The sequence below is a fragment of the Xanthomonas bromi genome (assembly GCF_900092025.1).
GTDB classification, from domain to species: Bacteria; Pseudomonadota; Gammaproteobacteria; order Xanthomonadales; family Xanthomonadaceae; genus Xanthomonas; species Xanthomonas bromi.
In genome coordinates, this window is record NZ_FLTX01000027.1 from 146,674 (window position 1) to 168,544 (window position 21,871).

Sequence of the window (21,871 nt, forward strand, 5' to 3'; positions counted from 1 at the left end):
CGTTACATCTCACTACTCAACGACTGTCAAAACCGGCCTTCCTGGAAATCCACAAACGCCTGCATCAGCTCCTGCTTGGTGTTCATCACGAACGGGCCATGCCGCATCACCGGCTCGTTGAGCGGGCGGCCTGCGACCAGAATCAATTGCGCACCGTCGGCACCGGCACGCAGGCGCAAACGCTCGCCTCCCCCCAGCACCGCCAGTTGCTGCGCCGGAAGTGCACGCGCAGCATCTTCCTCACCCACCGTCAGCCCGCCTTCGAAGGCATACGCGAACGCGTTATGTCCACTGGGCAGCCGATACTCCCACTCCACGTCCGGTTCCAACGCGATATCCAGATACACCGGACTGGTTGCAGGTTGCACGATCGGCCCGACCACCTCGCCCACCGCACCGGCAATCACCTTGACCGTCACGCCGGGCGCCGGGTGCGCCACCGGGATGTGGTCGGGTGCGTATTCCTGGTACTTGGGGTCGGTCATCTTGTCGCGCGCCGGCAAGTTCACCCATAGCTGAAAGCCGCGCATGCGCCCGGACTCCTGCTCCGGCATTTCCGAATGGATCAGCCCGCGGCCGGCGGTCATCCACTGCACGCTGCCCGGCGTCAGCAGGCCTTCGTTGCCGTGGTTGTCCTTGTGGCGCATGCGCCCGTCGAGCATATAGGTCACCGTCTCGAAGCCGCGATGCGGGTGGCTTGGAAAACCGCCGATATAGTCCTCGGCCTTCTCGGTACCGAACTCGTCCAGCATCAGAAACGGGTCCAGCTCCGGCAGCTGCTGGGTGCCGATGACGCGGGTCAGCCTCACGCCGGCGCCGTCGGAGGTCGGCATGCCGCGGATGGTGCGCAGCACGTGCGCCGCTGGGGTGGTCGTGGTACTCATCGCTTGTCCCTGTGCTCTGTGGCGAAGCACCCATGATGGGTGCGTTGGCCCCGGCGCCCAACCGCGATCGCTGCAACCGATCGTTCCAAACGTCGCCAGCGCGGCAGCGTCTCTAACCCATCTGTGACCGTCGCACCCTACGACCAAAGTTTTACCCACTCGCGCCAGGCTGGCATTGACCACGGCCGGGCGTGGGTGGACCCTTGGGCGAATCGTTTCCGAGGGGTATGCATGAAAGGGTTCTCGAAGCTGGCCTGGGGCGCGCTGGCGCTGTTGGCCGCGTTCTGTCTGGGCACCGTAGCGCTAAGGCGCGGCGAACATATCAATGCGATATGGATCGTGGTGGCGGCGGTGTCGATCTATCTGATCGCCTACCGGTTCTACAGCCTGTTCATCGCCGACAAAGTGATGCAGCTGGACGCCAACCGCGCCACGCCGGCGGTGGCCAACAACGACGGCCTGGATTACGTGCCCACCAACAAGCACGTGCTGTTCGGCCACCACTTCGCCGCCATCGCCGGTGCCGGGCCATTGGTCGGCCCGGTGCTCGCCGCGCAGATGGGCTACCTGCCCGGGCTGCTGTGGCTGGTGGTGGGCGTGGTGTTCGCCGGTGCGGTGCAGGACTTCGTGGTGTTGTTCCTGTCCTCCCGCCGCAACGGTCGCTCGCTGGGCGATCTGGTGCGCGAGGAAATGGGCCAGGTACCCGGCACCATCGCGCTGTTCGGTGCGTTCCTGATCATGATCATCATCCTGGCGGTGCTGGCGATGGTGGTGGTCAAGGCATTGGCCGAGAGCCCGTGGGGCATGTTCACCGTCATCGCGACGATGCCCATCGCGCTGATGATGGGCGTGTACATGCGCTACATCCGCGTCGGCAAGATCGGCGAGATCTCGGTGGTGGGACTGATCCTGCTGCTGGGCGCGATCTGGCTGGGCGGCAAGGTCGCCGCCGACCCGACCTGGGGGCCGGCCTTTACCTTCACTGCCAAGCAGATCACCTGGATGCTGATCGGCTACGGCTTCGTCGCCTCGGTATTGCCGGTGTGGCTGTTGCTGGCACCGCGCGATTACCTGTCCACCTTCCTCAAGATCGGCACCATCCTGGCGCTGGCGATCGGCATCCTGGTCGTGATGCCCGACCTGAAAATGCCGGCACTGACACAGTTCGCCTCCACCGGCGACGGCCCGGTATGGAAAGGCGGCATTTTCCCGTTCCTGTTCATCACGATTGCCTGCGGTGCGGTCTCCGGTTTCCATGCGCTGATCGCCTCGGGCACCACGCCCAAGCTACTCGCCAATGAAGGCCACATGCGCTACATCGGCTACGGCGGCATGCTGATGGAATCGTTCGTGGCAATCATGGCGCTGGTGGCCGCATCGATCATCGAGCCGGGCATCTACTTCGCGATGAACAGTCCCGCCTCGCTGGTTGGCACCGACACTGTCGCGGTAGCCGCCAAGATCAGCGAGTGGGGCTTTTCGATCACTCCGCAGGTGCTCGAGGCCACCGCACGCGATATCGGCGAACACAGCATCCTGGCCCGTGCCGGCGGTGCGCCCACGCTGGCAGTGGGCATCGCGCAGATCCTGCATCAGTTGCTGCCAGGCGAAGACACCATGCCGTTCTGGTACCACTTCGCCATCCTGTTCGAAGCCTTGTTCATCCTGACTGCCGTGGATGCCGGCACGCGCGCGGGCCGCTTCATGCTGCAGGACCTGCTGGGCAACTTCATCCCGGCGTTGAAGAAGACCGAATCGTGGACTGCCAACATCATCGCCACCGCCGGTTGTGTGGCGCTGTGGGGCTACCTGCTCTACACCGGCGTGATCGATCCGTTCGGCGGCATCCAGACGCTGTGGCCGTTGTTCGGCATCTCCAACCAGATGCTGGCCGGGATCGCGCTGATGCTCGGTGCGGTGGTGCTGTTCAAGATGAAGCGCGACCGTTACGCGTGGGTCACCATCGTGCCGGCGCTGTGGCTATTGCTGTGCACCACCTACGCGGGGCTGATCAAGATCTTCGACAGCAATCCGGCGCAAGGCTTCATGGCACAGGCACACAAGTTCCAGGCCGCCATCGCCAGCAACACCATCACCGCACCGGCCAAGACGGTGCCGCAGATGCAGCAGATCGTCACCAATGCCTACGTCAACACCGGGCTGACGGTGCTGTTCCTGTTCGTGGTGGCCTCGATCCTGATCCACTCGATCAAGACGATCGTGGCAGCACGCCGCAACCCGCAGCGCAGCGACCGCGAAACCCCGTACGTGGCGTTGCAACCGCACCAGATGGCAGACCTGTAATGGGCACTCAACTCGTTCTTGCCAGCCAATACCAGGTGCATCGCCGCATCTGGCGGCGGCTCATACAAACCGCGCGGTTGTGCTGCGGCATTCCCGACTACGACAACTACGTGCGCCACATGCTGGAGAAACACCCCGATAAACCGGTGATGGATTACCCCGCGTTTTTCCGCGAGCGCCAGGATGCGCGCTATGGCGGCAAGAGTGGGTTTCGCTGTTGTTGATGGGTGGTTGATCGCGTCGTGATCGGTTGATCGAGAGCGGAAAACGCAACAGGGCGCGATGCAGATCGCGCCCTGTTGCATATGCCCTGACCGAAGAGAAATGGGAAAAGTGGAAACTACGGACAAGAGCGCTGTTTAGCGCGATTAAGTAGGGCGGCAATTCGTCTGCAGAGCGGTGATCTGAGGTTGTGCTGCAGTTTCCTTGCCCGCCTACCACCGCGGGCCACGCTGCAAGTACATCCTTGTACGCGGCATCCATGCCACGCAAGGTACCGCGAACGTGGCGGCTAGGGACCCGTCAAGTTGATTGGCATACTTGACGCAAGCGATGCATCGCACACGCCATCAACAGGATCACGCGTTGGCTCATTCGATGTCTGTCGCTGCCTCTGTCGGATGTCATGGCCAATCGATCCGCAGCAGCCCAATCGACACGTGCAGCATCTGTTCGTAGCCATGCACTGCTTTTCGTTGGTCACCCGCGATCTGTCTGGTGCGCATTGTCCTCGCCGCTTGCGGGACCGTTGACTGCATAGATGCCGCCATCGAGCCACCAAGGATGGGTTCACGGCGTATCCGGCGAGCGGTAAGGACACCCCACACGCCACTCACCAAGCTTTCGACTTAACCCACACGCCTTTGCGCCAACCGCGCGAACAGCGCAGGCAATTCACGCATGTCGTCAAACACCTCGATCACACCGATGCGGCGCAAGGTGTCGCCATGTCCCGGCGGAATATGGCTGGCCCCGGTGAACCCCAGGACCTGCATGCCTGCTGCGACGGCCGCCGTCGCGCCGGTGGGACTGTCTTCGATGACCAGGCAACGCTCTGGCGACACTCCTGCCGTGCGTGCAGCCAGCAGATAGACATCCGGTGCCGGCTTGGGCCGCTCCACCATATCCGCACCGAAAACGCGCCCCGCCGCACGCGCGGTGAGCCCGACACGTTCCACCGATGCAATCACATTGTGACGCCGGCTGTTGGAAGCCACTGCCAGCGGCAGCGGAATCTGTTCCAACGCCTCGCGCACGCCCGCGATCGGCTGCACCTGTGCCTGAATCAAGGCCTCGCTGCACGCCTGGATTTGCGCCAGCAAGGTGTCCGGCAACTGCAGCGCGAAGCGCTCTTCCACCCGCCGCAACACCTCACGTGTGGTCTGCCCGAACGTGGTTTCCAGCAGATGTTCCAGTGGCTCGCCCGGCACGAACGACGCGAGCGCCTCACGCATCACCCGGTCGGCCAATATCTCGCTGTCGACAAGAACGCCATCGCAGTCACTGATCAGTAGCTCGTACGCCATTGCACCCATCTGCGCGCAAAGCGCCATTATGCCGGTCGGGGTGTGACCGTTGGCTGTGGCGGGCGGCAGGCTGGCGTGACAGGCGAGCGCCTGCGTCCTCGGCGCAAGCGGCCCCGAGCATGTGGCCAGCCCTGGGTCATGCGAGGAAAAGCCAGGTCACGAAATCTTACCGCAGGCGATTTTTGCAGCTGCTAGGATCCGCCCCGCTGTGGCGGGACTTGCCGCAGCGTTATCAGGATTGCGATCAGGAGAAGGAGATTTCGATGCAACCGCGACTCCCCGCCCTGCTCGTTCTTGCGACCTCGTTTTTCGTGGTCTCATGCACCGCCTCGCCCGGTGCCAAGGAGCAAGCCACCATGTCAGCGACGCTGCAGGACCACACCGTCGCCTTTCGCAATCCCGCCCTGACCGACATCGCCAAGGCCATCGCGCACGGTGATGTCGCACGGATCAAGGCACTCGCCCCCACCGTCGATTGATCTGCGGCTACCATGTCAAGAACGAAATCCTCACCCATCTGCAGGAAGACAGCATCCCGCTCGAATGGGCCATGCCCGATGCCGCCGGCCATCAGATCGGATTGCCGGAGCCGGACCCGTTGTCGTTCGGCCAGCGTCTGGTGCGGGGCATGATGCTCAAGCATCGGCTGGATCTGCACGGCATCGCGTCGGTGATGAAGGCGCAGGACATGCAGTCGCAGGATCAGGTGCGTGGCGCCGCGTTGCAGCCCGGCAGCCAGCTGTTCAACGACGCGGTGGTGCAGTTGGATGGGCAGCGCGAACGCCTCGGGTTACGCGACGACGCGGCCTTTCACAACACTGCTGCCAGCGTGGCCGCGCGTGCAGGCCGCGATCGCCTGCAGCGTATCGATCACCTGGTGCCCAGCCGCGATGGCGACAGCCTGATTGCGGTGCAGGGCCGGATGGACGACCCGGCCCATGTGCGTAGCCATGCGCAAATCGCGTCGGCGGCCAACGAGCCGGCGCAGACCAATGTCAGCCAGCTGCAGCGGCACAATCAGCAGCACGCCCAGTCGCCGGATACTCACGAACACTGAAGTGTCGCGGCCTTTACGCGCCAGTAGATGCCTGGACACCAAGCACCCGCGGAGCCGGCCGGAGCTTGTGCGCAAGGTTCAATCGTCGCTGTCAGCCGTCAAGCAGGCGCTGCCGATTGCAGCGCCCGGTGTTATCCCGCACTGGCCATTGCGCGCAAGGTGATGCCGACCAGATATGCCAGATAAGTACCGGTGGCGTAGCCCATCGTGCCCAGCAACACGCCGACCGGTGCCAGTGCCGGATGAAACGCGGCGGCAACCACCGGCGCGGAGGCCGGGCCACCGATATTGGATTGCGAGCCGATCGCAAAATAAAAGAACGGCACGCGCAACAGACGGCCAAGCCCCCACAGCAAGCCGATATGCACGGCGATCCAGATCAGCCCGAGCAGGAACAACCATGGCCGGTCCAGCAGCGCCAGCAAGTCCATCTGCATGCCGATGCAGGCGATCAGGAAATACAGCAACAAGGTGCCGATCCTGGAAGCGCCCGCGCCTTCCAGCGTGCGCGTGCGAGTGAAGCTCAACAGCAGGCCAAGACTGGTCGCCAGCACCAACACCCACACGAACGGCGTGTCCAGACTGAACTGGCTGGCCCAACGCAACTGCGCCTTGCACCACGCAGCCAGTGGATTGGCCAGCGCATGCGCCAGGCCGACGCCGCCGAATGCCACCGCCACGATCACCATCAGGTCGGCCAGGCTGGGAATGCGCGCATGCTCGGCCTGGAAGCGCGCCATGCGCTCCTGCAATTCATCCAGCGCCCGCGTATCCGCACCGCTGCGTGCATCGAGATCGCGCGCGCGCCCGGCCAGGAAGATCAGCACCGCCATCCACACATAGCCCACGCCCACATCGACCACCGCGAACTGCCCGATGGTGGTTGCGTCCACATCGAACACTTCGCGCATCGCCAGCATGTTGGCGCCGCCACCGATCCAGCTGCCGGCCAGCGCCGCCATGCCGGCCCAGGTCTCGCCGGCAACAGTGGCCGGATGCAGCCAGCGCATCACCCAAAATGCCACGACCGCGCCCAGCATGATGCTCAGCGATGCGCCCAAGTACATCGCGACCAGCTTGGGGCCGAGCCGGAGGATCGCGCGCAGATCGATACTCAAGGTCAGCAGGATCAATGCGGCAGGCAGCAGTACGTCGCGGGCGATCGGGTTGTACAACCGCGTGTTGGCACCATCGATCACACCAACGGTGTTGTAGATGCCGGGCAGCAGATAGCACAGCAACAAGGCCGGCACGAACGCGTAGAAACGCCGCCAGAGGCCTTGCTCGCGCGCGGAGGTCCAGAACACCGCCCCCAGGGTGGCGGCGATCAGACCGAACACGACAATATCGTTTTGGATCAGCGCAGCACCGGCAGCATTCACGACAGGCGGACATCCAGACAAGTGGCCGCCAGCATGCGGACTGGACCGACGGCGGCCGATGCCACGAATCTAGCCGACCTGGACGTCTGCGCAAACCCGGCACTGCTGCTGATCGCCGCAGCGTCTTCAACGAGCTGCTGCCGATCAACGGCGGTGTTTTGCGCTCGCTTAGCCGTAACGGCGTACCACCCGATCGCCGCTGCCGGTGTTGACTACAACGCCGCTCGGCTGGCCGGTAGTCAGGCAGTGCAGCTTTGCCATCAATTCGGCAAAGTCCAGGGCGCCCTGCTCGCGCAGGTAGCGCAGCGGCGACCATTGCGGGCGGGTCACCCACCAGCCGCCCTGCTCGGGATGTATGCGTACGACGTAACGTGACTCGTCCATCAGGCCTCCGGCCAGTGCGTGTGTAGCGGTCGAGCGAGCACAAGACGCGCAGTTAGCTGCGGTGTGCGATGACTGGGAAGCGGTCTCCCCTCCGGTATGCCGGCGTGCCCTTACTCAAGGGGCCGCGGGAGAGTGGCCAAAGGCCCCGCGTCCGGCATAGCAAGAATGTTCTTTTATGCATGCCAATGCCGTCAGGAGGACACTGGCATGACGGTAGGAAAATTCTTACGTGACACCCATCACATGCAGAGTTACAGTCGGCCAGGACCGGTGAACGCCGTGTCGTCAGCGACCGTCAGACGAGCGTGGACGGCATGCAGTGGGGTGATCAGTCGCTCTTGAGGGCTGCCTCTGGGGAGGGGTTGTATGGATCTGCTCAGGAAATTTCAGTTTCCGATCAAGACCGCCATGGTGGTCTGCTATGTGTTGGTGATCAGGGAAGCGGTCGTTTTATGGTCGTGAGCGCGTGGGTCATGAAAGCGCCGGCTGTGCGTTTCGGTTAGCGGCGCCGCATGGACGACGCGCCTGGGCCGTTGCCAGTCATCGGCACCGATCCGGGCGCGTCGTTCGATCGTGCAGTGCCCGCACTCTTCGCTTGCCGCTGCACCACTCACATGAGGGCTCAGGCTGCCAGAGATTCGCCTCCGCACCCGGCATGGCGTCTCACTGTGCATCCAGCCAGCCACGCTGCTGCGCGGCAGCAAGATCGGCCGGCGTGTCGATATCCAGCGCCAACGCCGGAGCGCTCACGCAACCCAGGCGCTGCATGTCCAGGCTGGCGAACAGACCGCGTAGGCCGCTATCTGCCTGCAATGGGACATCCGCCCAGGCAGCGTGTGTGACCACCGCAGGAATGCCGCGCACGCCGTTATAGCCGCTGGTCGCACAACCGGAGATGGCGCGATCGGCTTCTTCCAGCAAGGTGCGCAAATGTGGAGCGTCCAGCGCGGGTTGATCGCAGCCCAGAATCAGGCTGCGTCGCAGCGCCGTGTCGTGCTGAACATGCCGACGTAACGCGGCCAGGCTGGAGCCCATGCCTTCGGACCAATCGGCGTGCAGGAGGATTTCCACATCCAGATCCTGCAACACCTCGCTCAACGCATCGGCATCGGCGCCCAGCACCACCACGCAGCGGCGTGGCGACGTCTGCAATGCAATGCGCGCGGCACGACGCAGCAACGGCTCGCCATCGCGCATCAGCAATTGCTTCGAACGGCCAAGCCGACGCCCCGCCCCTGCGCCGAGCACCAATGCGGCGTGATCGCTGCTCATGCGATGCACGCTGCTGGCGTGGCGGCAGGAAAACACGGTACCGGTTGCGCTATGGCAAAGACCTCATGCGTAGCCGCGCAGAGAGTGCGTGAGGGATGGACGGTGGCGAGAAAGCGAATGCGCACGGCATGGCGCGATACGTCGACGTGGCGATCGGAAACAAGAGTCATGGCGACGTGATGCTTGCTAGAAGATAGCCGCAGCGTAGAGCGCCGGCTGTGCGTGCAAGGTGACTGCACCTTGCGTGCGCTGCCACTGCGTTAGCGAATTGCCGCCAGTTACGACGCCGATGACGGCGTGCTGTCGACGGCCATACGCGATTCGGCTTGAAACAAGCCGTTTTTCATCCCAGCCAGGCTGTCTTGCACGCTGACGGTGCACCCACGCGAAACGAGCGCAGTGGTGAACTATGGTCTTTGCGCGACAGCCTGCAGATCTGCCACCGCCTGTGTGGCCTCGGCAATGATGCCGAGCGCGATGGTATGCGGCGACGAGTGCCCCATGCGCCAACCGGCGGGTAAGCGAAGACGCGCAAGCGCCGCGTCGTCGTAGCCGAGTGCACGCAGCGCCCGCAAACGGCTTTCGCGTTTGTGCCGGCTGCCGAGGATGCCGATGCAGGCCACAGTGGAGGCCAAGCCGCGCCTGGCAACCTGCAGATCGATCTCGGCGTCGTGGGCCAGGCTATACAGCGCGGTGTCGGCATCCAGCTGCAGATCCTGCAGCGCGTCGCCCAACGCGCGTCGGTCGTAGTGCCCGGATGCCAAGCCTGGCGGCGGTTCGCTCGGACCATGCGGCCGCAGCACGCGCACCTCGATGCCCATCTGGCTGGCCAGCGCCACCAGCACCAGCAGCGCAGGGTCGGCGCCGACCAGCACCAGGCGTAACGGCGGCCGATGGGTCCGCACAAATTCGTCCGTCCGCGCATCTTGCGTGCTGGCCGGATAACGCATCGCACCGGACACACGATCCAACGCCACATGAAACGCGCGCCGATGCTGACGCGCGTTGCGCCAGCGCGCGAGATGTTCGCCAAGATCCGGCACTGGCCATACCAGCACGCCGATACGGCCGCCGCAGCTGAGCTGGATATCCAGCACGTCGCTGCCTTCGCCATAATCCAGCCACCTTGGCTGGCCATCGCGCAGCGCCGCCATGGCTTCATGCGCCACCGCTGCTTCCACGCAGCCGCCAGATATATATCCTGCCACTTTCCCATCGGCGCTGATCGCCATCTCGCTGCCGAGCGGGCGCGGCGAGGATCCTTGAACGTCGATCAAGGTCGCCATGGCCACGCGGTGTCCGGCCCGATGCCACGCAGTCAGTGTGGGCAGCAAATCGTCATGCAGCGCATAGCCCGGCCAGGCCGGCCACGCCGACTCGGCTGGCGGCGCCTGCGTCAACGGGGCAACGATAGCACTCACGCGCGCAGCATCTCTGGCAGATGCGGCAGGAGCTTGTCGAGCGTCACCGGGTAGTTGCGTACACGCACGCCGGTTGCGTTATGGACCGCATTGGCGATCGCGGCAGCCACACCGCAGATGCCCAACTCACCGACGCCCTTGGCCTTCATCGGCGACGCCAACGGGTCGCTTTCTTCCAGGAACACCACGTCCTGATGCGGGATGTCCGCATGCACCGGCACCTCATACCCTGCCAGATCGTGGTTGACGAAAAAGCCCAGGCGTTTATCCACCGCCAGCTCTTCCATCAGTGCGGCGCCGGCGCCCATGGTCATGCCGCCGATGACCTGGCTGCGTGCGGACTTCGGGTTGAGAATGCGCCCCGCGGCGCACACGGCCAGCATGCGCCGGATACGTACTTCGGCGGTTGCGATATCCACGCCCACCTCGACGAAATGCGCGCCGAATGTCGAAAGCTGATGCGTTTTGCTCAGGTCGCCGAATTCGATCTTGTCTTCCACCACCAACGCGCCATTCGCTGCGGCATCGCCGAGCACCATGCGCTTGCCGCCGGTACGCACATGACCATCGGCAAATTCGGCCGCGACCGGATCCAGGCCCAGTTGCTTGGCGACCGCCTCACGCAGTTTGACCGCAGCCGCATACACGCCTGCGGTGGAACTGTTCGCGCCCCACTGCCCACCGGAGCCAGCAGAGGCCGGGAAGCTGGAATCGCCCAACCGCACGTCGACCCAGTTCAACGGTACGCCGAGCATTTCGGCAGCGGTCTGCGCAATGATTGTGTAGGAACCGGTACCGATGTCGGTCATGTCGGTTTCCACCACCACGCGCCCACCCTGCTCCAGGCGCATGCGCGCGCCAGAAGTCATGACCGGCGCGTTGCGAAAGGCCGCCGCCACGCCCATGCCCACCAGCCAGCGACCATCGCGGGTACTGGCCGGCGTCGCCTTGCGCTTGGACCACCCGAAGCGCTGTGCGCCCTCTTCCAGGCACTTGACCAGCTGACGCTGCGAGAACGGACGCTGCGGGTTTTCTGGATCTACCTGGGTATCGTTGACGATGCGGAACTTGACCGGGTCAATGTCGAGCTTTTCGGCCATCTCATCCATCGCCACTTCCAACGCCATCAATCCGGGCGCCTCGCCGGGCGCGCGCATCGCGTTGCCCTCGGGCAGATCGAGTACCGCAAGTCGGGTCGTAATCAGGCGATTCGCACCGGCGTATAGCAGTTGCGTCTGTGCGGCGGCAATTTCCGGGCTACCCTCGGGCAGATCGCCCGACCAGCTTTCATGTGCGATCGCGGTGAGCTTGCCATCGCGTTCAGCACCAAGGCGAATCCGCTGCAGCGTGGCCGGACGATGCGTGGTGTTGTTGGCAATCAGCGACCGCGGCAGCATCACCTTGACCGGACGCCCGACCTGACGCGCAGCCAGCGATGCCAGCACCGCGTCGGCGCGCAGGAACAGCTTGCCGCCGAAGCCGCCGCCAATGTACGGCGACATGATCCGCACGTTTTCGCGCGGGATACCGAGCGTTCTTGCCAGATCGCCAGCGCCCCAGTTGATCATCTGATTGGAAGTCCACACGCTGAGCTTGTCGCCGTCCCACATGGCGATCGAGGCGTACGGCTCCATCATGGCGTGCGAATGATCGGGCGTGGTGTACTCGGCGTCCAGCTGCACAGGCGCAGCAGCGAACGCTGCGTCGAAATTGCCGACATTGCTGTTGGGCGCGTCGCCCTTCTTGGTGACCTTGGCGCCGGCGCGCGCCTTTTCCAGATCGTAGGCGCCGACGTGGCGACCGTAATCGACCTTGATCAACTGGCCGGCTGCACGCGCCTGCTCGAACGTCTCCGCCACCACCACCGCAATCGCCTGATGGTAATGCGCGATGTCCGGCCCGCCCAGCAGCGTGGTGGTATTGAACTTGCCCTTTTGCAACTTGCCGGCGTTCTGTGCAGTGACGATCCCGAGTACGCCCGGCGCGTTGCGCGCAGCGCTCAGGTCGATGCTGCGGATGGTCCCTTTGGCGATACCCGCGCCCACCACATGTCCGTAGGCCGCGCGACCAGGCAGATCGTGATGTTCGTAGGCATACGGCGCTTGCCCGGTCGTCTTGAGTGGTCCGTCGATGCGATCGACAGGCTTGCCGACGACCTTGAGCTGATCGATGGGATTGGTACCGGCGGGAGTGTCGAATTTCATATCAGGCCCTCGTGTCGGCCAGGATCGCGGTCAAGGTGCGTTCCACCAGCGGCACCTTGAAGGCGTTGTGTTCGGTGGGCTGTGCGCCGTCGAGCAACACAGACGCAATGGCGCGGGCGCCGTTTTTCGATTGGGCTTCGGCTGCTTCGCTGCGCCACGGTTTATGCGCCACGCCACCGACGGCGACGCGCGCAGTTCCATCGCGCTGCACGACCGCGGCAACCGACACCAACGCGAATGCATACGATGCACGGTCGCGCACCTTGCGGTACACATGCATGCCACCGAGCGGCTTGGGCAAGGTCACTGCGGTGATCAGCTCGCTGCGTTCCAGCACCGTTTCCAGATGCGGCGTCGTACCCGGCGCACGATAGAACTCGGACAGCGCCACGGCGCGCGTCTGGCCATCCGGGCGCACCGTTTCCACCACGGCATCGAGCAAGCGCATGGCAATGGCCATATCGCTTGGATGGGTCGCGATGCATGCTTCGCTGGCACCGATCACCGCCAACTGGCGGTTGAATCCGCCGATGGCCGCGCAGCCGCTGCCGGGCAGTCGTTTATTGCAGGACTGATTGGTGTCGTAGAAATACGGGCAGCGCGTGCGTTGCAGCAGATTGCCGGCGGTGGTGGCGCGGTTACGCAACTGCCCGGAGGCACCAGCCAGCAGCGCGCGCGCCAACACCGCGTAATCGCGGCGCACGCGCTGGTCGGCCGCAAGGTCGGTATTGCGTACCGACGCACCGATGCGCAAACCACCATCGGGCGTGGCCTCGATGGTGTCCAGGCTCAGGCCGTTGACGTCGATCAGATGCGAAGGCGTTTCGATCTGCAGCTTCATCAGGTCGAGCAGATTGGTACCGCCTGCGATGAACTTGGCATCGGGCTGGCGTGCGGCCTTGGCCGCCGCATCGGCTGGCGAGGTGGCGCGCTCGTAGCTGAAGGCCTTCATGCGCGGTCTCCCGCAACGTCATTGATGGCTTCGACGATATTGGAATACGCACCGCAGCGGCAGATGTTGCCGCTCATGCGTTCCTGCAATTCGGGTGTGGTGAGTTTGGTTTTGCCGGTGAGGTCTTCAGTCACATGGCTGGGAATACCGCGCTTCACTTCGTCCAGCACCGCCACTGCCGAACAGATCTGACCGGGCGTGCAGTAGCCGCATTGGTAACCATCGTGTTTGACGAATGCTGCTTGCATGGGATGCAGCTTGTCAGGCGTGCCCAGCCCTTCAATGGTGGTGACCTTGGCGCCATGATGCATCACTGCCAGCGACAGGCACGAATTCATGCGCTGCCCATCCACGATCACCGTGCATGCGCCGCACTGGCCGTGATCGCAGCCCTTTTTGGTGCCGGTGAGATGCAGGTGTTCGCGCAACGCATCCAGCAAGGTGGTGCGGTTATCCAGGTTCAAACTCACCGGTTTACCGTTGACTTCGAAAGCAACCTGGCTGGATGCATTGGCCGGCTCGACTGCCTGCCGCTGCGATATCGCAGTGGCGGCGGTGGCGGCCATCGAATGGGTGGCGGCAACGCTGGCTGCGGATGCCGTGCCCGCGATCAGTACCTCGCGACGGGTCATCTTGATGTCTCTCATGGCTGGCACCTCCAACAATGCTGGCTATTACAGTTATTAATTAATGTGCAGCGCCGTCGGTCACAAGCGCGTGAGTGCGCGTGAGTGCGCGTGAGTGATTGGAGGAGTGACGCTGCGGTAGTGCCTGCTCTAACGCCCGTTTTCGCCGATAGTGGCGCTGACCACCGCATGCGCCTATGAACGACGCCACTCACGGCGTTAGACGAACTCAGGCATCGCCGAAGATGGGGGCGGACGCACGGGATAGCGCTCCGCGCTCGATTGATCGTTGCGTGCTGCAGCACGTATCACTGCCACTGCGCTTGCGATCGAAGCGCTAGCGATAGATGTCGGTTCCGTTCGCCCAAACGCATTACGCATGCGGTACTGCTTGCGAGCGCTGGCGCAGTGGATTCAGGCGCGGGCACTGCCCTGCACCGCCGGCTCGCATCGCAGCAAGCTGCGTCAGAACTCCAACGCGATCTTGCCGATGTGGCCACCGGATTTCTGCAGCTCGAAGGCCTCACCAATCTCCTCCAAGCCGTAGCTGCGGTCGATCACCGGGCGCAGCGGCAAGCCATCCAGCGCGCGCACCAGGTCCTGCTGATGCTTGCGGCTGCCAACGACCAATCCTTGCAGGCGTTGCTGGCGCCCCATCATTTCGGCGGTCGGCACCTCCCCGGCAGCACCGGTCAACACGCCGATCAAGGCGATATGCCCGCCGACACGCGCCGCACGGATCGATTGCGTCAACGTGCCCGGTCCGCCGACCTCGACCACATGATCAACGCCACGCCCGTCGGTGATGTCCAGCACCTGCGCCGACCATTCGGGATGCTGTCGGTAATTGATGAGGTGGTCGGCTCCGAGCGCACGTACCTTTTCTAACTTCTCGTCGGATGACGAAGTGGCAATCACGCGCGCGCCCATCGCGTTGGCCAATTGCAGCGCAAAGATCGACACACCGCCGGTGCCCAGCAACAGCACGCTGTCGCCGGCCGTGAGGCCGCCATTGACCACCAGCGCACGCCACGCAGTCACGCCAGCGGTGGTCAGCGTGGCGGCTTCGGCATGGCTGTATCCGCTGGGGGCGTGGGTGAATGCCTGTGCATCGGCCACCACCGCAGCTCGCGCGTAGCCATCGACGCCGTCGCCTGGGGTGGTGGCAAAACCGGCATGCCGCGGCTCGCCATCCAACCACTGCGGGAAAAAGGTAGAAACCACATGGTCGCCTACTGCGAACTCCTCAACCTCCGGCCCCACGGCTTCCACCATGCCGGCGCCGTCCGACATCGGAATACGCCCGTCTTCGGTTGGCATCCGGCCGAGCACGACGCCCAGATCATGAAAGTTGAGCGAGCTAGCATGCAGGCGCATACAGATCTGGCCACCTGCCGGCTGCCCTGGGTCGGGTAATGCAACGGACTGTAGCGACGCGATTGCGGCAGGTTTGCGCAGACGAATGGCTTGCATGGGCGGACTCCTCAGCATGTTCAATGCCTGGGATACCACGCAGTCCGTTATGCACCCGCAGTCGAGCTGGCTTTCACTCAATCTGGCGGCGGTTGTTGACGCATGCACAGCGAGCGCTGATGCAGCAGCATGGCTTGCAGGCGCGTGCGCAAGCGGGCTGTTGCGTGCTGGGTGAGGCATCAATCACAGATCCGTCATTGCGCGCTACTTCGCACCTAACCGCGCGGCCCGCGACGCGTAGGCTGGCACGCCGGTTGCATCGCCTTGATGTCCAGACAGGTAGCCACAGTGACGTCAACAACCAAGCGGTGGCGGCAACGTGCACAGCGCATCGCGCTGCATTTCGTGCTGACTGCGTCCTGCCTGCTACTGCTCGGTTCGGAATACTGGTCCATCCACGAAGAGCGCGCAACCGCGCTGGGGAGCGCTCAGGCGCAGTCATTGAACTTGGCCAATTCGCTGGCGCAGCATGCCAGCGACACCTTGTCCATCGCAGACGCGGTGTTGTCCGGGCTGGTGGCGCGGGTCGAACACGACCAGAGCTCGACCGCCGCACGTTCGGCAATGCATGCGTTTCTGGTGCGCGAAGCGCGCCGCTCGGATCGCCTGCATGGCATCTTCATCTATGCAGCGGACGGCAGCTGGGTGAGCTCGTCGCTGGACAGCACCCCCCGGACACACAACAACGCCGACCGCGCCTATTTCAAATATCACCGCGACCATCGCGATGCCTTGTCGTTGGTCGGCCCGCCCGTGCAAAGCCGTTCGGATGGCTCCTGGGTGCTGACGTTGAGCCGCCGCCTCAACACCCCCACTGGCGATTTCGCCGGCGTGGTGCTGGTCACGCTGCAGCTGAAGTATTTCCAGAATTACTACAGCACCTTTGAAGTCGGCCCGCACGGCACCATCGGCATGACCAACGACGATGGCATCGTGATCGTGCGCAGACCCGACAAACAGGGCGTGATCGGCACCTCGATCGCGGGTACCTCGATCTACGCGACCTTGCGCACACGCAAGCACGGCACAGCCACCTATCGCTCGCCGATCGACGGCGTGGAGCGCATCTCCAGTTTTGCGCCGGCGCGGCCGTATCCGCTGACCGTGCTGACCGGCGTCTCGGTCGACGATGCGTTGGCGACCTGGCGGGAAACGGCACGCCAGCGCATCGTGGTGGCGGCGCTGGGCTGCGCGCTGCTGTTGGGCGTGGGGATCTGGCTGGACCTGCAACTGCGTCGCATGCATCGCAACGAAGCCAAGCTGAGCACCGAAGCCTGGGTAGATGCATTGACCGGCATCGCCAACCGCCGCGCCTTCGACCACCGGCTATCGCACGCGCTGCAGGAAGCGGTACGCCTGCAAGTGCCGTTGTCGGTGCTGATGATCGATGTCGACCACTTCAAGCTCTACAACGACGCTTATGGTCACGTGAACGGCGATGCCTGCCTGCGTTTGATTGCGGGCGCCATTGCCGGCTGCTCGCGACGCAGCGAAGACGTGGCCGCGCGCTACGGCGGCGAAGAATTCGGGATGATTCTGCCGCACACCGATGCTACCGGCGCGCTGCGCCTGGCCGACGCCATGCGCAATGCGGTTGCCGAGCTCGGCCTGATGCACCTGTCCAGCCCCACCAGTGCGCATGTCACGGTGAGTATTGGCGCGGCGACGTTCGAACCGGGCGAGGCGCCCTTGAGTCCCAACGCCATCGTGCACGATGCCGATTCGGCGCTGTATCGCGCCAAGCAGAAGGGACGGAATCGCACGTCGGCGTAGACATGCAGACGGTGCGGGCGGCTTGCCTTGGAGGTCACGCTGCTGTTGCGAGGTGGAGGTCACCGATCCAGGGAACGCAGACACAGCTCGCGCACCGGGCGCGTTGCGTGTACGGCGGCCACAGGTGCCGCGCGCACGGCGCGCGCTCCATCCAACCACGGACAATACCCGCTACGCTCGTGGCGCCGCGCTGACGAAAACCTGCCGTCGTCTGAGCGCACTGATGGCCTTTCTGGATAAAGCAGCGACCGGCCGCTCCTCAAAACGGTTGTGCACATCTGCATGAGCTGACCTCCTCCCCACGTCAGGGAACCTCTGAACAACGCGCCACAAATACGCGACGCTACCGGTTCGGAGTGAGGAGGCATCCATGCAACTGACGTTCGGTGATGCTGAAGGCCTGGGCAAGCGCAAGCAGACCCGGCGCGAGATCTTCCTGGACGAGATGGAGCGCATCGTTCCGTGGACGCCTTGATTGCTCTGATCGAGCCGCATATCCGGCGTCAGGGCGGCCGGGGCGGCAGCCGTACGCGCTGGCCACGATGTTGCGGATTCATCTGTTGCAGCACTGGTACCCGTTGAGCGATCCGGCGATGGAAGAGGCATTGCACGAGATCCCAACCCTGCGGCGTTTTGCCCAGCTCGGCGGCTTGGACGACGTTCCGGACAAGGCCACGATTCTCAGCGTTCGGCGTCTGCTGGAGACCCATCAGCTTGCTGCACGGATGCTGGACGCCGTCAACGCGCCTCTGGCGCGGCATGGCCGGAGCCTGCGGGCGGCAACGATCATCGATGCGACGCTGACCGCTGCGCCCAGTTCAACCAAGAATGCCGACCACGCGCGCGACCCTGCAATGCATCAGACCAGGAGGGGCAATCAAGGACATTTGGGGACGAAGGCGCACATCGGCGTGGATGAATTCCGGGGTGTTGCACCAGGTCCGCTGCATGGCTGCCAATATCGCCGATGTCACGGTGACGCACGCGTTGCTGCATGGCAAGGAAGACAGCGTGTTCGGCACAGCAGCTACATCGGCGCGGCCAAACGCGAAGAACTGCAGGCGCGCAAGGCTGCATTCTTTATCGCCGCCAGGCCCTCGACGATTCAAGGCATCGGCAACAAACGCGAGCGCGCTCGGGAACAGCGTTGGGAATACGTCAAGGCCAGCGTGCGCGCGAAGGTCAAGCATCCATTCCGGGTGATCAAGCGCCAGTTCGACGACACCAAGGGCCGCTATCGCGGCTGGTCAAGAACACGGCGCAGGTCCCGACCTTGTTCACGCTCTCCAATTTATGGATGGTGCACCGGCAGTTGCTGCCGGCCAGAGGGTAATGCTGCCTGGCGTGGGATAAATCCCTAGATAAGCGCAAAACATCGTCGGGCAAACCCGCTTTGCGCGCCCCTGGTGTTCAAGATGGCGGAATTCATGTGGTCTGTAACGTTGTTCAGACCTTGCCTAAAAATTTTGCAGACTCCCCAACGCGGTATTTTCGAGCAAGTCATTATTCGTTTCAGCTGTGTTCTCTTGTCTGGACAATGCCTGCGCTCGCTCTTGGTAAAAATGGTGCTGACCTTTATAAGCGAAGCGGACTTGAAAATTTCCAGGCGCGGAAAGACCATCAGGTTTTTCGAAATAGCACGTGTTGGAAGCTGGCAGATACAGATCTAGCGCACGGTTGATCAGTTTGTTTCGAGTGCGCGTCTGGAGAACCAGACGCTCCAAGTCAAAATTCTCCAGACAATACGCTATGCCCACACCTATGAGACAAGCCGCTATGCCACCTCCGGTTGCTTGTGGTTTCGGACCTTGACCTACCGCTTGACGCAAAGCTTTACGATAGATGTGCAGATGCACGTAATTCTCCTGAGCGTCGTATCGATTGATATTGCTGCAACCAATCAGAGTATCATTAAGATACAACGAGTAAATAAGGGTTGATTGTATGAGCGGCTCGCTGGAGGGCATGTTGCGCAGAAAGCGCTCACGAACTTGCTGCGCATCGCCCAAGCGCGCTGTATCCACGCCTAATATTTCCAGGTAGGACGCCGGACTACCTGTCCAATACTCGACAAAGGCGTCGGCGTCTTGCGCAGCCGCATCGCGCAGCGTCAATAACCCAGCACGCGTCTGTAAGCTTGCACGGATCAATGCGGTATCGGCGCTGATGTCGAGGTTCATTCGAAGGTTTCCAGAAAGATGTAGATGGACTGGGTAACGCAGGCGACCAGCTGTTCCAGCTGCTCGCTGGTTTCTTCACCCATCGAGAAACGCAAGAAGGGGTCTGTTGACTCCGCTATTGCCGCAGCCGCTGAAATACGGGTAACGCCAAAACCGAAGCTCACGCCTTTGGTGATCGATACGCCAGCGCTTCGGCAGCTGTTGATAATGAGTTCGATCAATCCCTCCAGGCAATGCCGATTATTCAAACCCGGCTCGCCGAACGTGATGGCGACGACACCTCCACCATGGTTCCACTGGCGCTCGCGCCAGTCGCGCGGATAGGCGACACGCACTTGAGTGCGTGGGTGCTCGATGGCATCCAGTGAAGCCGCCAGATGTTCTGCGTTGCGCGTCAAACGCTGCATACGTTGCAAAAGCTGCTCTCGGTCGAACAACGGAAAGCGCGCTACCTGATTCTGGTACAGGCCAGTGCCGAGGTTGCGTCGATGCCGGGCAAGGGCAGGCGCATGTTGCTCGTTGCAAACAATGACGCCGAGCATTTGCAGATCCAGACCCAACTGCAGGTATTTGCTACCGCTCTCGAAGTACAGGATGTGCGGGTGATTTGGCGCATCGAATAGCGTGAAAGGGTTGAAGCCACCGGAGATCATGGTGCCGTCGATAACCAGCCAGCGGTTTCGCCAGTCGCGGGTCCGCAAAGCGTTGGCCAGCGCTTGAAAATCAAAGCAGGGCAATTCACCGATATTAGCCATGGGATCCGCGAACACAACATGGCTGTCAGTGCGCTCCACGCACTCGATCAACGCCTTTACACTCCAGTCCTCCGCGATCGTCATTGAAACCTGCGGGAGTGCTTCCAGTTGTTCCAGCGCCTCAAAGTATAGATAGGGGACCCTTGCTACGCGGGCTGCTTCCGGATGCTTTGGAAAGACTTCGCGTAAAAGAAAGCTTTCCAGCGTCGAGTAGGCCGCTTGGCCGCTGGAGGTTAGCAACGCTGTGAGTACTCCACCGCCGAAGCCGATCGCACGCACCAAGTTCAATTCAAGTTCGCGCAGGGCCACCGAACCATAGCGTTCGTAGTTCACCGAGCTGGTTTGCAGGTCCGCAGGATCGAAAAACATGATCTCTGTGCTTTGATCTGTACTTGCACTGCACCAGTTCAATGCTGAGCGGGCGAGTCCGAACTGCTGAATCAACAAGCGATATCGCTGCGCGACCTGACGCCCGTCCAGACCCGGGCTGCGGCAACTTCTGATCATTTTACGGCTGATGTCCAGCGCATCGCCCATGAAGCTTTCAACCAGGGGGTCTACGGGTAACGACTCGCGCAGGGCAAACGACAGGTGTTGCTGCAGGGTTGCTTGTAACTCGTTCAAGGCTTGCTCCACACGATCTACCAATTGCAGCCACATCGACAGGAGCGTGGCCTCGCTGGTTGGCGCCGTACTGCAAGTACTGGCTTTTTCGACGCTCTGACATGTATTACCTGACGCGGAGGCCGATAGCTCAATGCCGAGTGTGCTTGCTCTCAGGCCGTTTATCTTGCGCAGTTTCTGGTCTTCGATGACGGTAGTCATGGCTTTCGCCAGCAGCGGAACAGAAATATTGCCACCACTGACAAGAACCAGAATATCGCCTTCCAGAGTCGGGCTCTCGTCGAACAGCAAGGGCGCCAAGGCGATGGCCCCTGCTCCCTCGGACAGGATGCTTTCCTGATGCAAGAGCGTCATCATGCTGGTCTTGATGCGCTCTTCGGGCACTGCGTGAAAAGTGGGTGCCAATGTCTGTATCAACGGCCACAGCCAGTTGTCTGGTTCGTGCTCGATCGCAAGGCCATCGGCAAGCGTGGGCATGACGCGTTTAAGCATCTGCTGACCATCGAAGCCTTTATCCAGGTTCCGACCGAAAGTAGCCGGATGCACTCCATGCAACCTTGTCTCCGACCATAGCCTGGCGGCCGCACAGCCGAAACCAGTGAGCAGGCCGCCACCGCCAAATGGCAGCAGGATGTGATCAAACCGCCGGTCGTCCTGTTCAGCGATTTCCAGCGCCAGTGAACCTTGGCCGGCGACCACGTCAGGGTGGTCAAACGGTGAGATATAGTATCCGCCGTTTTCCTGTGCCTCCTGATCGGCCGCGACATAGGCCTCAGAGACATCGCTACCTCCCTGCACGATTCGCGCCCCCACTGCCCGCAGCCGACGAATCTTGATTTCCTAAGCGGTCAACGGTACGAAGATATTTGCCTTTAAGCCGAGTTCACGCGCCAATGTGGCAATTGCCAGCCCATGATTGCCTGCCGAGGCCGTATAGACAGAGGCACCGGGGGCAAGCAAGTGCAGCGCATTATAGGCCCCGCGCAATTTGAAAGAGCCAGTACGCTGCAGACACTCCAGTTTCGCCCACACCCTTCGATTGTTTGAGCTAAGG

Annotated in this window: 15 protein-coding genes and 3 pseudogenes; 6 read left to right on the forward strand and 12 right to left on the reverse strand. The window is 62.6% G+C overall.

What is annotated here, in order from left to right; translation table 11 throughout:
• Positions 1-26 precede the first annotated feature (26 nt).
• Complete coding sequence (locus XBLMG947_RS09700) at positions 27-884, reverse strand: pirin family protein (protein ID WP_065468119.1); 858 nt, start codon at positions 882-884, stop codon at positions 27-29.
• A gap of 231 nt (positions 885-1,115) precedes the next feature.
• Here XBLMG947_RS09700 and XBLMG947_RS09705 point away from each other — a divergent pair, with 231 nt between their 5' ends.
• Positions 1,116-3,188: a carbon starvation CstA family protein gene (locus XBLMG947_RS09705; protein ID WP_065468121.1), complete on the forward strand. Its 2,073-nt coding sequence runs from the start codon at positions 1,116-1,118 to the stop codon at positions 3,186-3,188.
• The gene (locus XBLMG947_RS09710) at positions 3,188-3,412 is read left to right on the forward strand and encodes a YbdD/YjiX family protein (protein WP_005926176.1); all 225 of its coding nucleotides are present in this window, start codon (positions 3,188-3,190) and stop codon (positions 3,410-3,412) included. Before XBLMG947_RS09705 ends, XBLMG947_RS09710 begins: the two co-directional genes overlap by 1 nt.
• A gap of 624 nt (positions 3,413-4,036) precedes the next feature.
• On the opposite strand, the gene XBLMG947_RS09715 is transcribed toward XBLMG947_RS09710, so the two are convergent.
• Positions 4,037-4,741: an HAD family hydrolase gene (locus XBLMG947_RS09715; protein WP_065468123.1), complete on the reverse strand. Its 705-nt coding sequence runs from the start codon at positions 4,739-4,741 to the stop codon at positions 4,037-4,039.
• Positions 4,742-4,932: 191 nt separating this feature from the next.
• Here XBLMG947_RS09715 and XBLMG947_RS23170 point away from each other — a divergent pair.
• Both XBLMG947_RS23170 and XBLMG947_RS09725 read left to right on the forward strand, forming a co-directional pair.
• Positions 4,933-5,190: pseudogene (locus XBLMG947_RS23170) on the forward strand (ankyrin repeat domain-containing protein); the annotation flags it as partial.
• A pseudogene (locus XBLMG947_RS09725) lies at positions 5,190-5,771 on the forward strand (XVIPCD domain-containing protein); the annotation flags it as partial. The pseudogenes XBLMG947_RS23170 and XBLMG947_RS09725, both read left to right, overlap by 1 nt.
• 131 nt (positions 5,772-5,902) lie before the next feature.
• Here XBLMG947_RS09725 and XBLMG947_RS09730 read toward each other — a convergent pair.
• The 8 genes from XBLMG947_RS09730 to XBLMG947_RS09770 form a co-directional block, all read right to left on the reverse strand.
• Positions 5,903-7,153, reverse strand: coding sequence for a DUF819 family protein (locus tag XBLMG947_RS09730; protein WP_065468127.1), 1,251 nt, complete (start codon positions 7,151-7,153; stop codon positions 5,903-5,905).
• Positions 7,154-7,321: 168 nt separating this feature from the next.
• Positions 7,322-7,537, reverse strand: a complete 216-nt coding sequence (locus XBLMG947_RS09735) for a hypothetical protein (protein ID WP_065468129.1) — start codon at positions 7,535-7,537, stop codon at positions 7,322-7,324.
• A 663-nt stretch (positions 7,538-8,200) separates the two neighbouring features.
• Positions 8,201-8,809 carry a nucleotidyltransferase family protein gene (locus XBLMG947_RS09745; protein ID WP_065468133.1) on the reverse strand — a complete coding sequence of 203 codons (609 nt, stop codon included), beginning with the start codon at positions 8,807-8,809 and terminating at the stop codon, positions 8,201-8,203.
• Between the two features lie 407 nt (positions 8,810-9,216).
• Positions 9,217-10,230 carry an XdhC family protein gene (locus XBLMG947_RS09750; protein WP_065468134.1) on the reverse strand — a complete coding sequence of 338 codons (1,014 nt, stop codon included), beginning with the start codon at positions 10,228-10,230 and terminating at the stop codon, positions 9,217-9,219.
• Complete coding sequence (paoC, locus tag XBLMG947_RS09755) at positions 10,227-12,434, reverse strand: aldehyde oxidoreductase molybdenum-binding subunit PaoC (protein ID WP_065468136.1); 2,208 nt, start codon at positions 12,432-12,434, stop codon at positions 10,227-10,229. The genes XBLMG947_RS09750 and paoC overlap by 4 nt, the downstream gene beginning before the upstream one ends.
• Position 12,435: 1 nt before the next feature.
• The gene (locus tag XBLMG947_RS09760; protein ID WP_065468138.1) at positions 12,436-13,386 is read right to left on the reverse strand and encodes an FAD binding domain-containing protein; all 951 of its coding nucleotides are present in this window, start codon (positions 13,384-13,386) and stop codon (positions 12,436-12,438) included.
• Positions 13,383-14,033, reverse strand: coding sequence for an aldehyde dehydrogenase iron-sulfur subunit PaoA (paoA, locus tag XBLMG947_RS09765; RefSeq protein WP_065468140.1), 651 nt, complete (start codon positions 14,031-14,033; stop codon positions 13,383-13,385). The genes XBLMG947_RS09760 and paoA overlap by 4 nt, the downstream gene beginning before the upstream one ends.
• Before the next feature lie 444 nt (positions 14,034-14,477).
• Complete coding sequence (locus XBLMG947_RS09770) at positions 14,478-15,485, reverse strand: zinc-dependent alcohol dehydrogenase family protein (RefSeq protein ID WP_065468142.1); 1,008 nt, start codon at positions 15,483-15,485, stop codon at positions 14,478-14,480.
• 267 nt (positions 15,486-15,752) lie between these two features.
• On the opposite strand from XBLMG947_RS09770, the gene XBLMG947_RS09775 reads away from it, so the two are divergent.
• Together XBLMG947_RS09775 and XBLMG947_RS09780 are read left to right on the forward strand one after the other, a co-directional pair.
• Positions 15,753-17,258: a GGDEF domain-containing protein gene (locus tag XBLMG947_RS09775; RefSeq protein WP_181093181.1), complete on the forward strand. Its 1,506-nt coding sequence runs from the start codon at positions 15,753-15,755 to the stop codon at positions 17,256-17,258.
• Between the two features lie 542 nt (positions 17,259-17,800).
• Positions 17,801-18,619, forward strand: a complete 819-nt coding sequence (locus XBLMG947_RS09780) for an IS5 family transposase (protein WP_245228141.1) — start codon at positions 17,801-17,803, stop codon at positions 18,617-18,619.
• 96 nt (positions 18,620-18,715) lie between these two features.
• Here the strand turns inward: XBLMG947_RS09780 and XBLMG947_RS21455 are convergent, their stop codons facing one another.
• A complete protein-coding gene (locus XBLMG947_RS21455) occupies positions 18,716-19,438 on the reverse strand; it encodes a GNAT family protein (RefSeq protein WP_083992996.1) in 723 nt (240 codons plus the stop codon).
• Positions 19,435-21,849: pseudogene (locus XBLMG947_RS09790) on the reverse strand (pyridoxal-phosphate dependent enzyme). The gene XBLMG947_RS21455 and the pseudogene XBLMG947_RS09790 overlap by 4 nt, the downstream one beginning before the upstream one ends.
• Positions 21,850-21,871: the final 22 nt, after the last annotated feature.

What these genes read in the sequence shown, in the direction of transcription:
- XBLMG947_RS09710 (WP_005926176.1), top strand. Translation starts at nt 3,188, where the DNA reads ATGGGCACTCAACTCGTTCTTGCCAGCCAATACCAGGTGCATCGCCGC.
- XBLMG947_RS09735 (WP_065468129.1), bottom strand. Translation starts at nt 7,537, where the DNA reads ATGGACGAGTCACGTTACGTCGTACGCATACATCCCGAGCAGGGCGGC.
- XBLMG947_RS09780 (WP_245228141.1), top strand. Translation starts at nt 17,801, where the DNA reads ATGTTGCGGATTCATCTGTTGCAGCACTGGTACCCGTTGAGCGATCCG.
- XBLMG947_RS09745 (WP_065468133.1), bottom strand. Translation starts at nt 8,809, where the DNA reads ATGAGCAGCGATCACGCCGCATTGGTGCTCGGCGCAGGGGCGGGGCGT.
- XBLMG947_RS09760 (WP_065468138.1), bottom strand. Translation starts at nt 13,386, where the DNA reads ATGAAGGCCTTCAGCTACGAGCGCGCCACCTCGCCAGCCGATGCGGCG.
- XBLMG947_RS09700 (WP_065468119.1), bottom strand. Translation starts at nt 884, where the DNA reads ATGAGTACCACGACCACCCCAGCGGCGCACGTGCTGCGCACCATCCGC.
- XBLMG947_RS21455 (WP_083992996.1), bottom strand. Translation starts at nt 19,438, where the DNA reads ATGAACCTCGACATCAGCGCCGATACCGCATTGATCCGTGCAAGCTTA.
- XBLMG947_RS09770 (WP_065468142.1), bottom strand. Translation starts at nt 15,485, where the DNA reads ATGCAAGCCATTCGTCTGCGCAAACCTGCCGCAATCGCGTCGCTACAG.
- paoC (WP_065468136.1), bottom strand. Translation starts at nt 12,434, where the DNA reads ATGAAATTCGACACTCCCGCCGGTACCAATCCCATCGATCAGCTCAAG.
- XBLMG947_RS09705 (WP_065468121.1), top strand. Translation starts at nt 1,116, where the DNA reads ATGAAAGGGTTCTCGAAGCTGGCCTGGGGCGCGCTGGCGCTGTTGGCC.
- XBLMG947_RS09775 (WP_181093181.1), top strand. Translation starts at nt 15,753, where the DNA reads ATGTCCAGACAGGTAGCCACAGTGACGTCAACAACCAAGCGGTGGCGG.
- paoA (WP_065468140.1), bottom strand. Translation starts at nt 14,033, where the DNA reads ATGAGAGACATCAAGATGACCCGTCGCGAGGTACTGATCGCGGGCACG.
- XBLMG947_RS09715 (WP_065468123.1), bottom strand. Translation starts at nt 4,741, where the DNA reads ATGGCGCTTTGCGCGCAGATGGGTGCAATGGCGTACGAGCTACTGATC.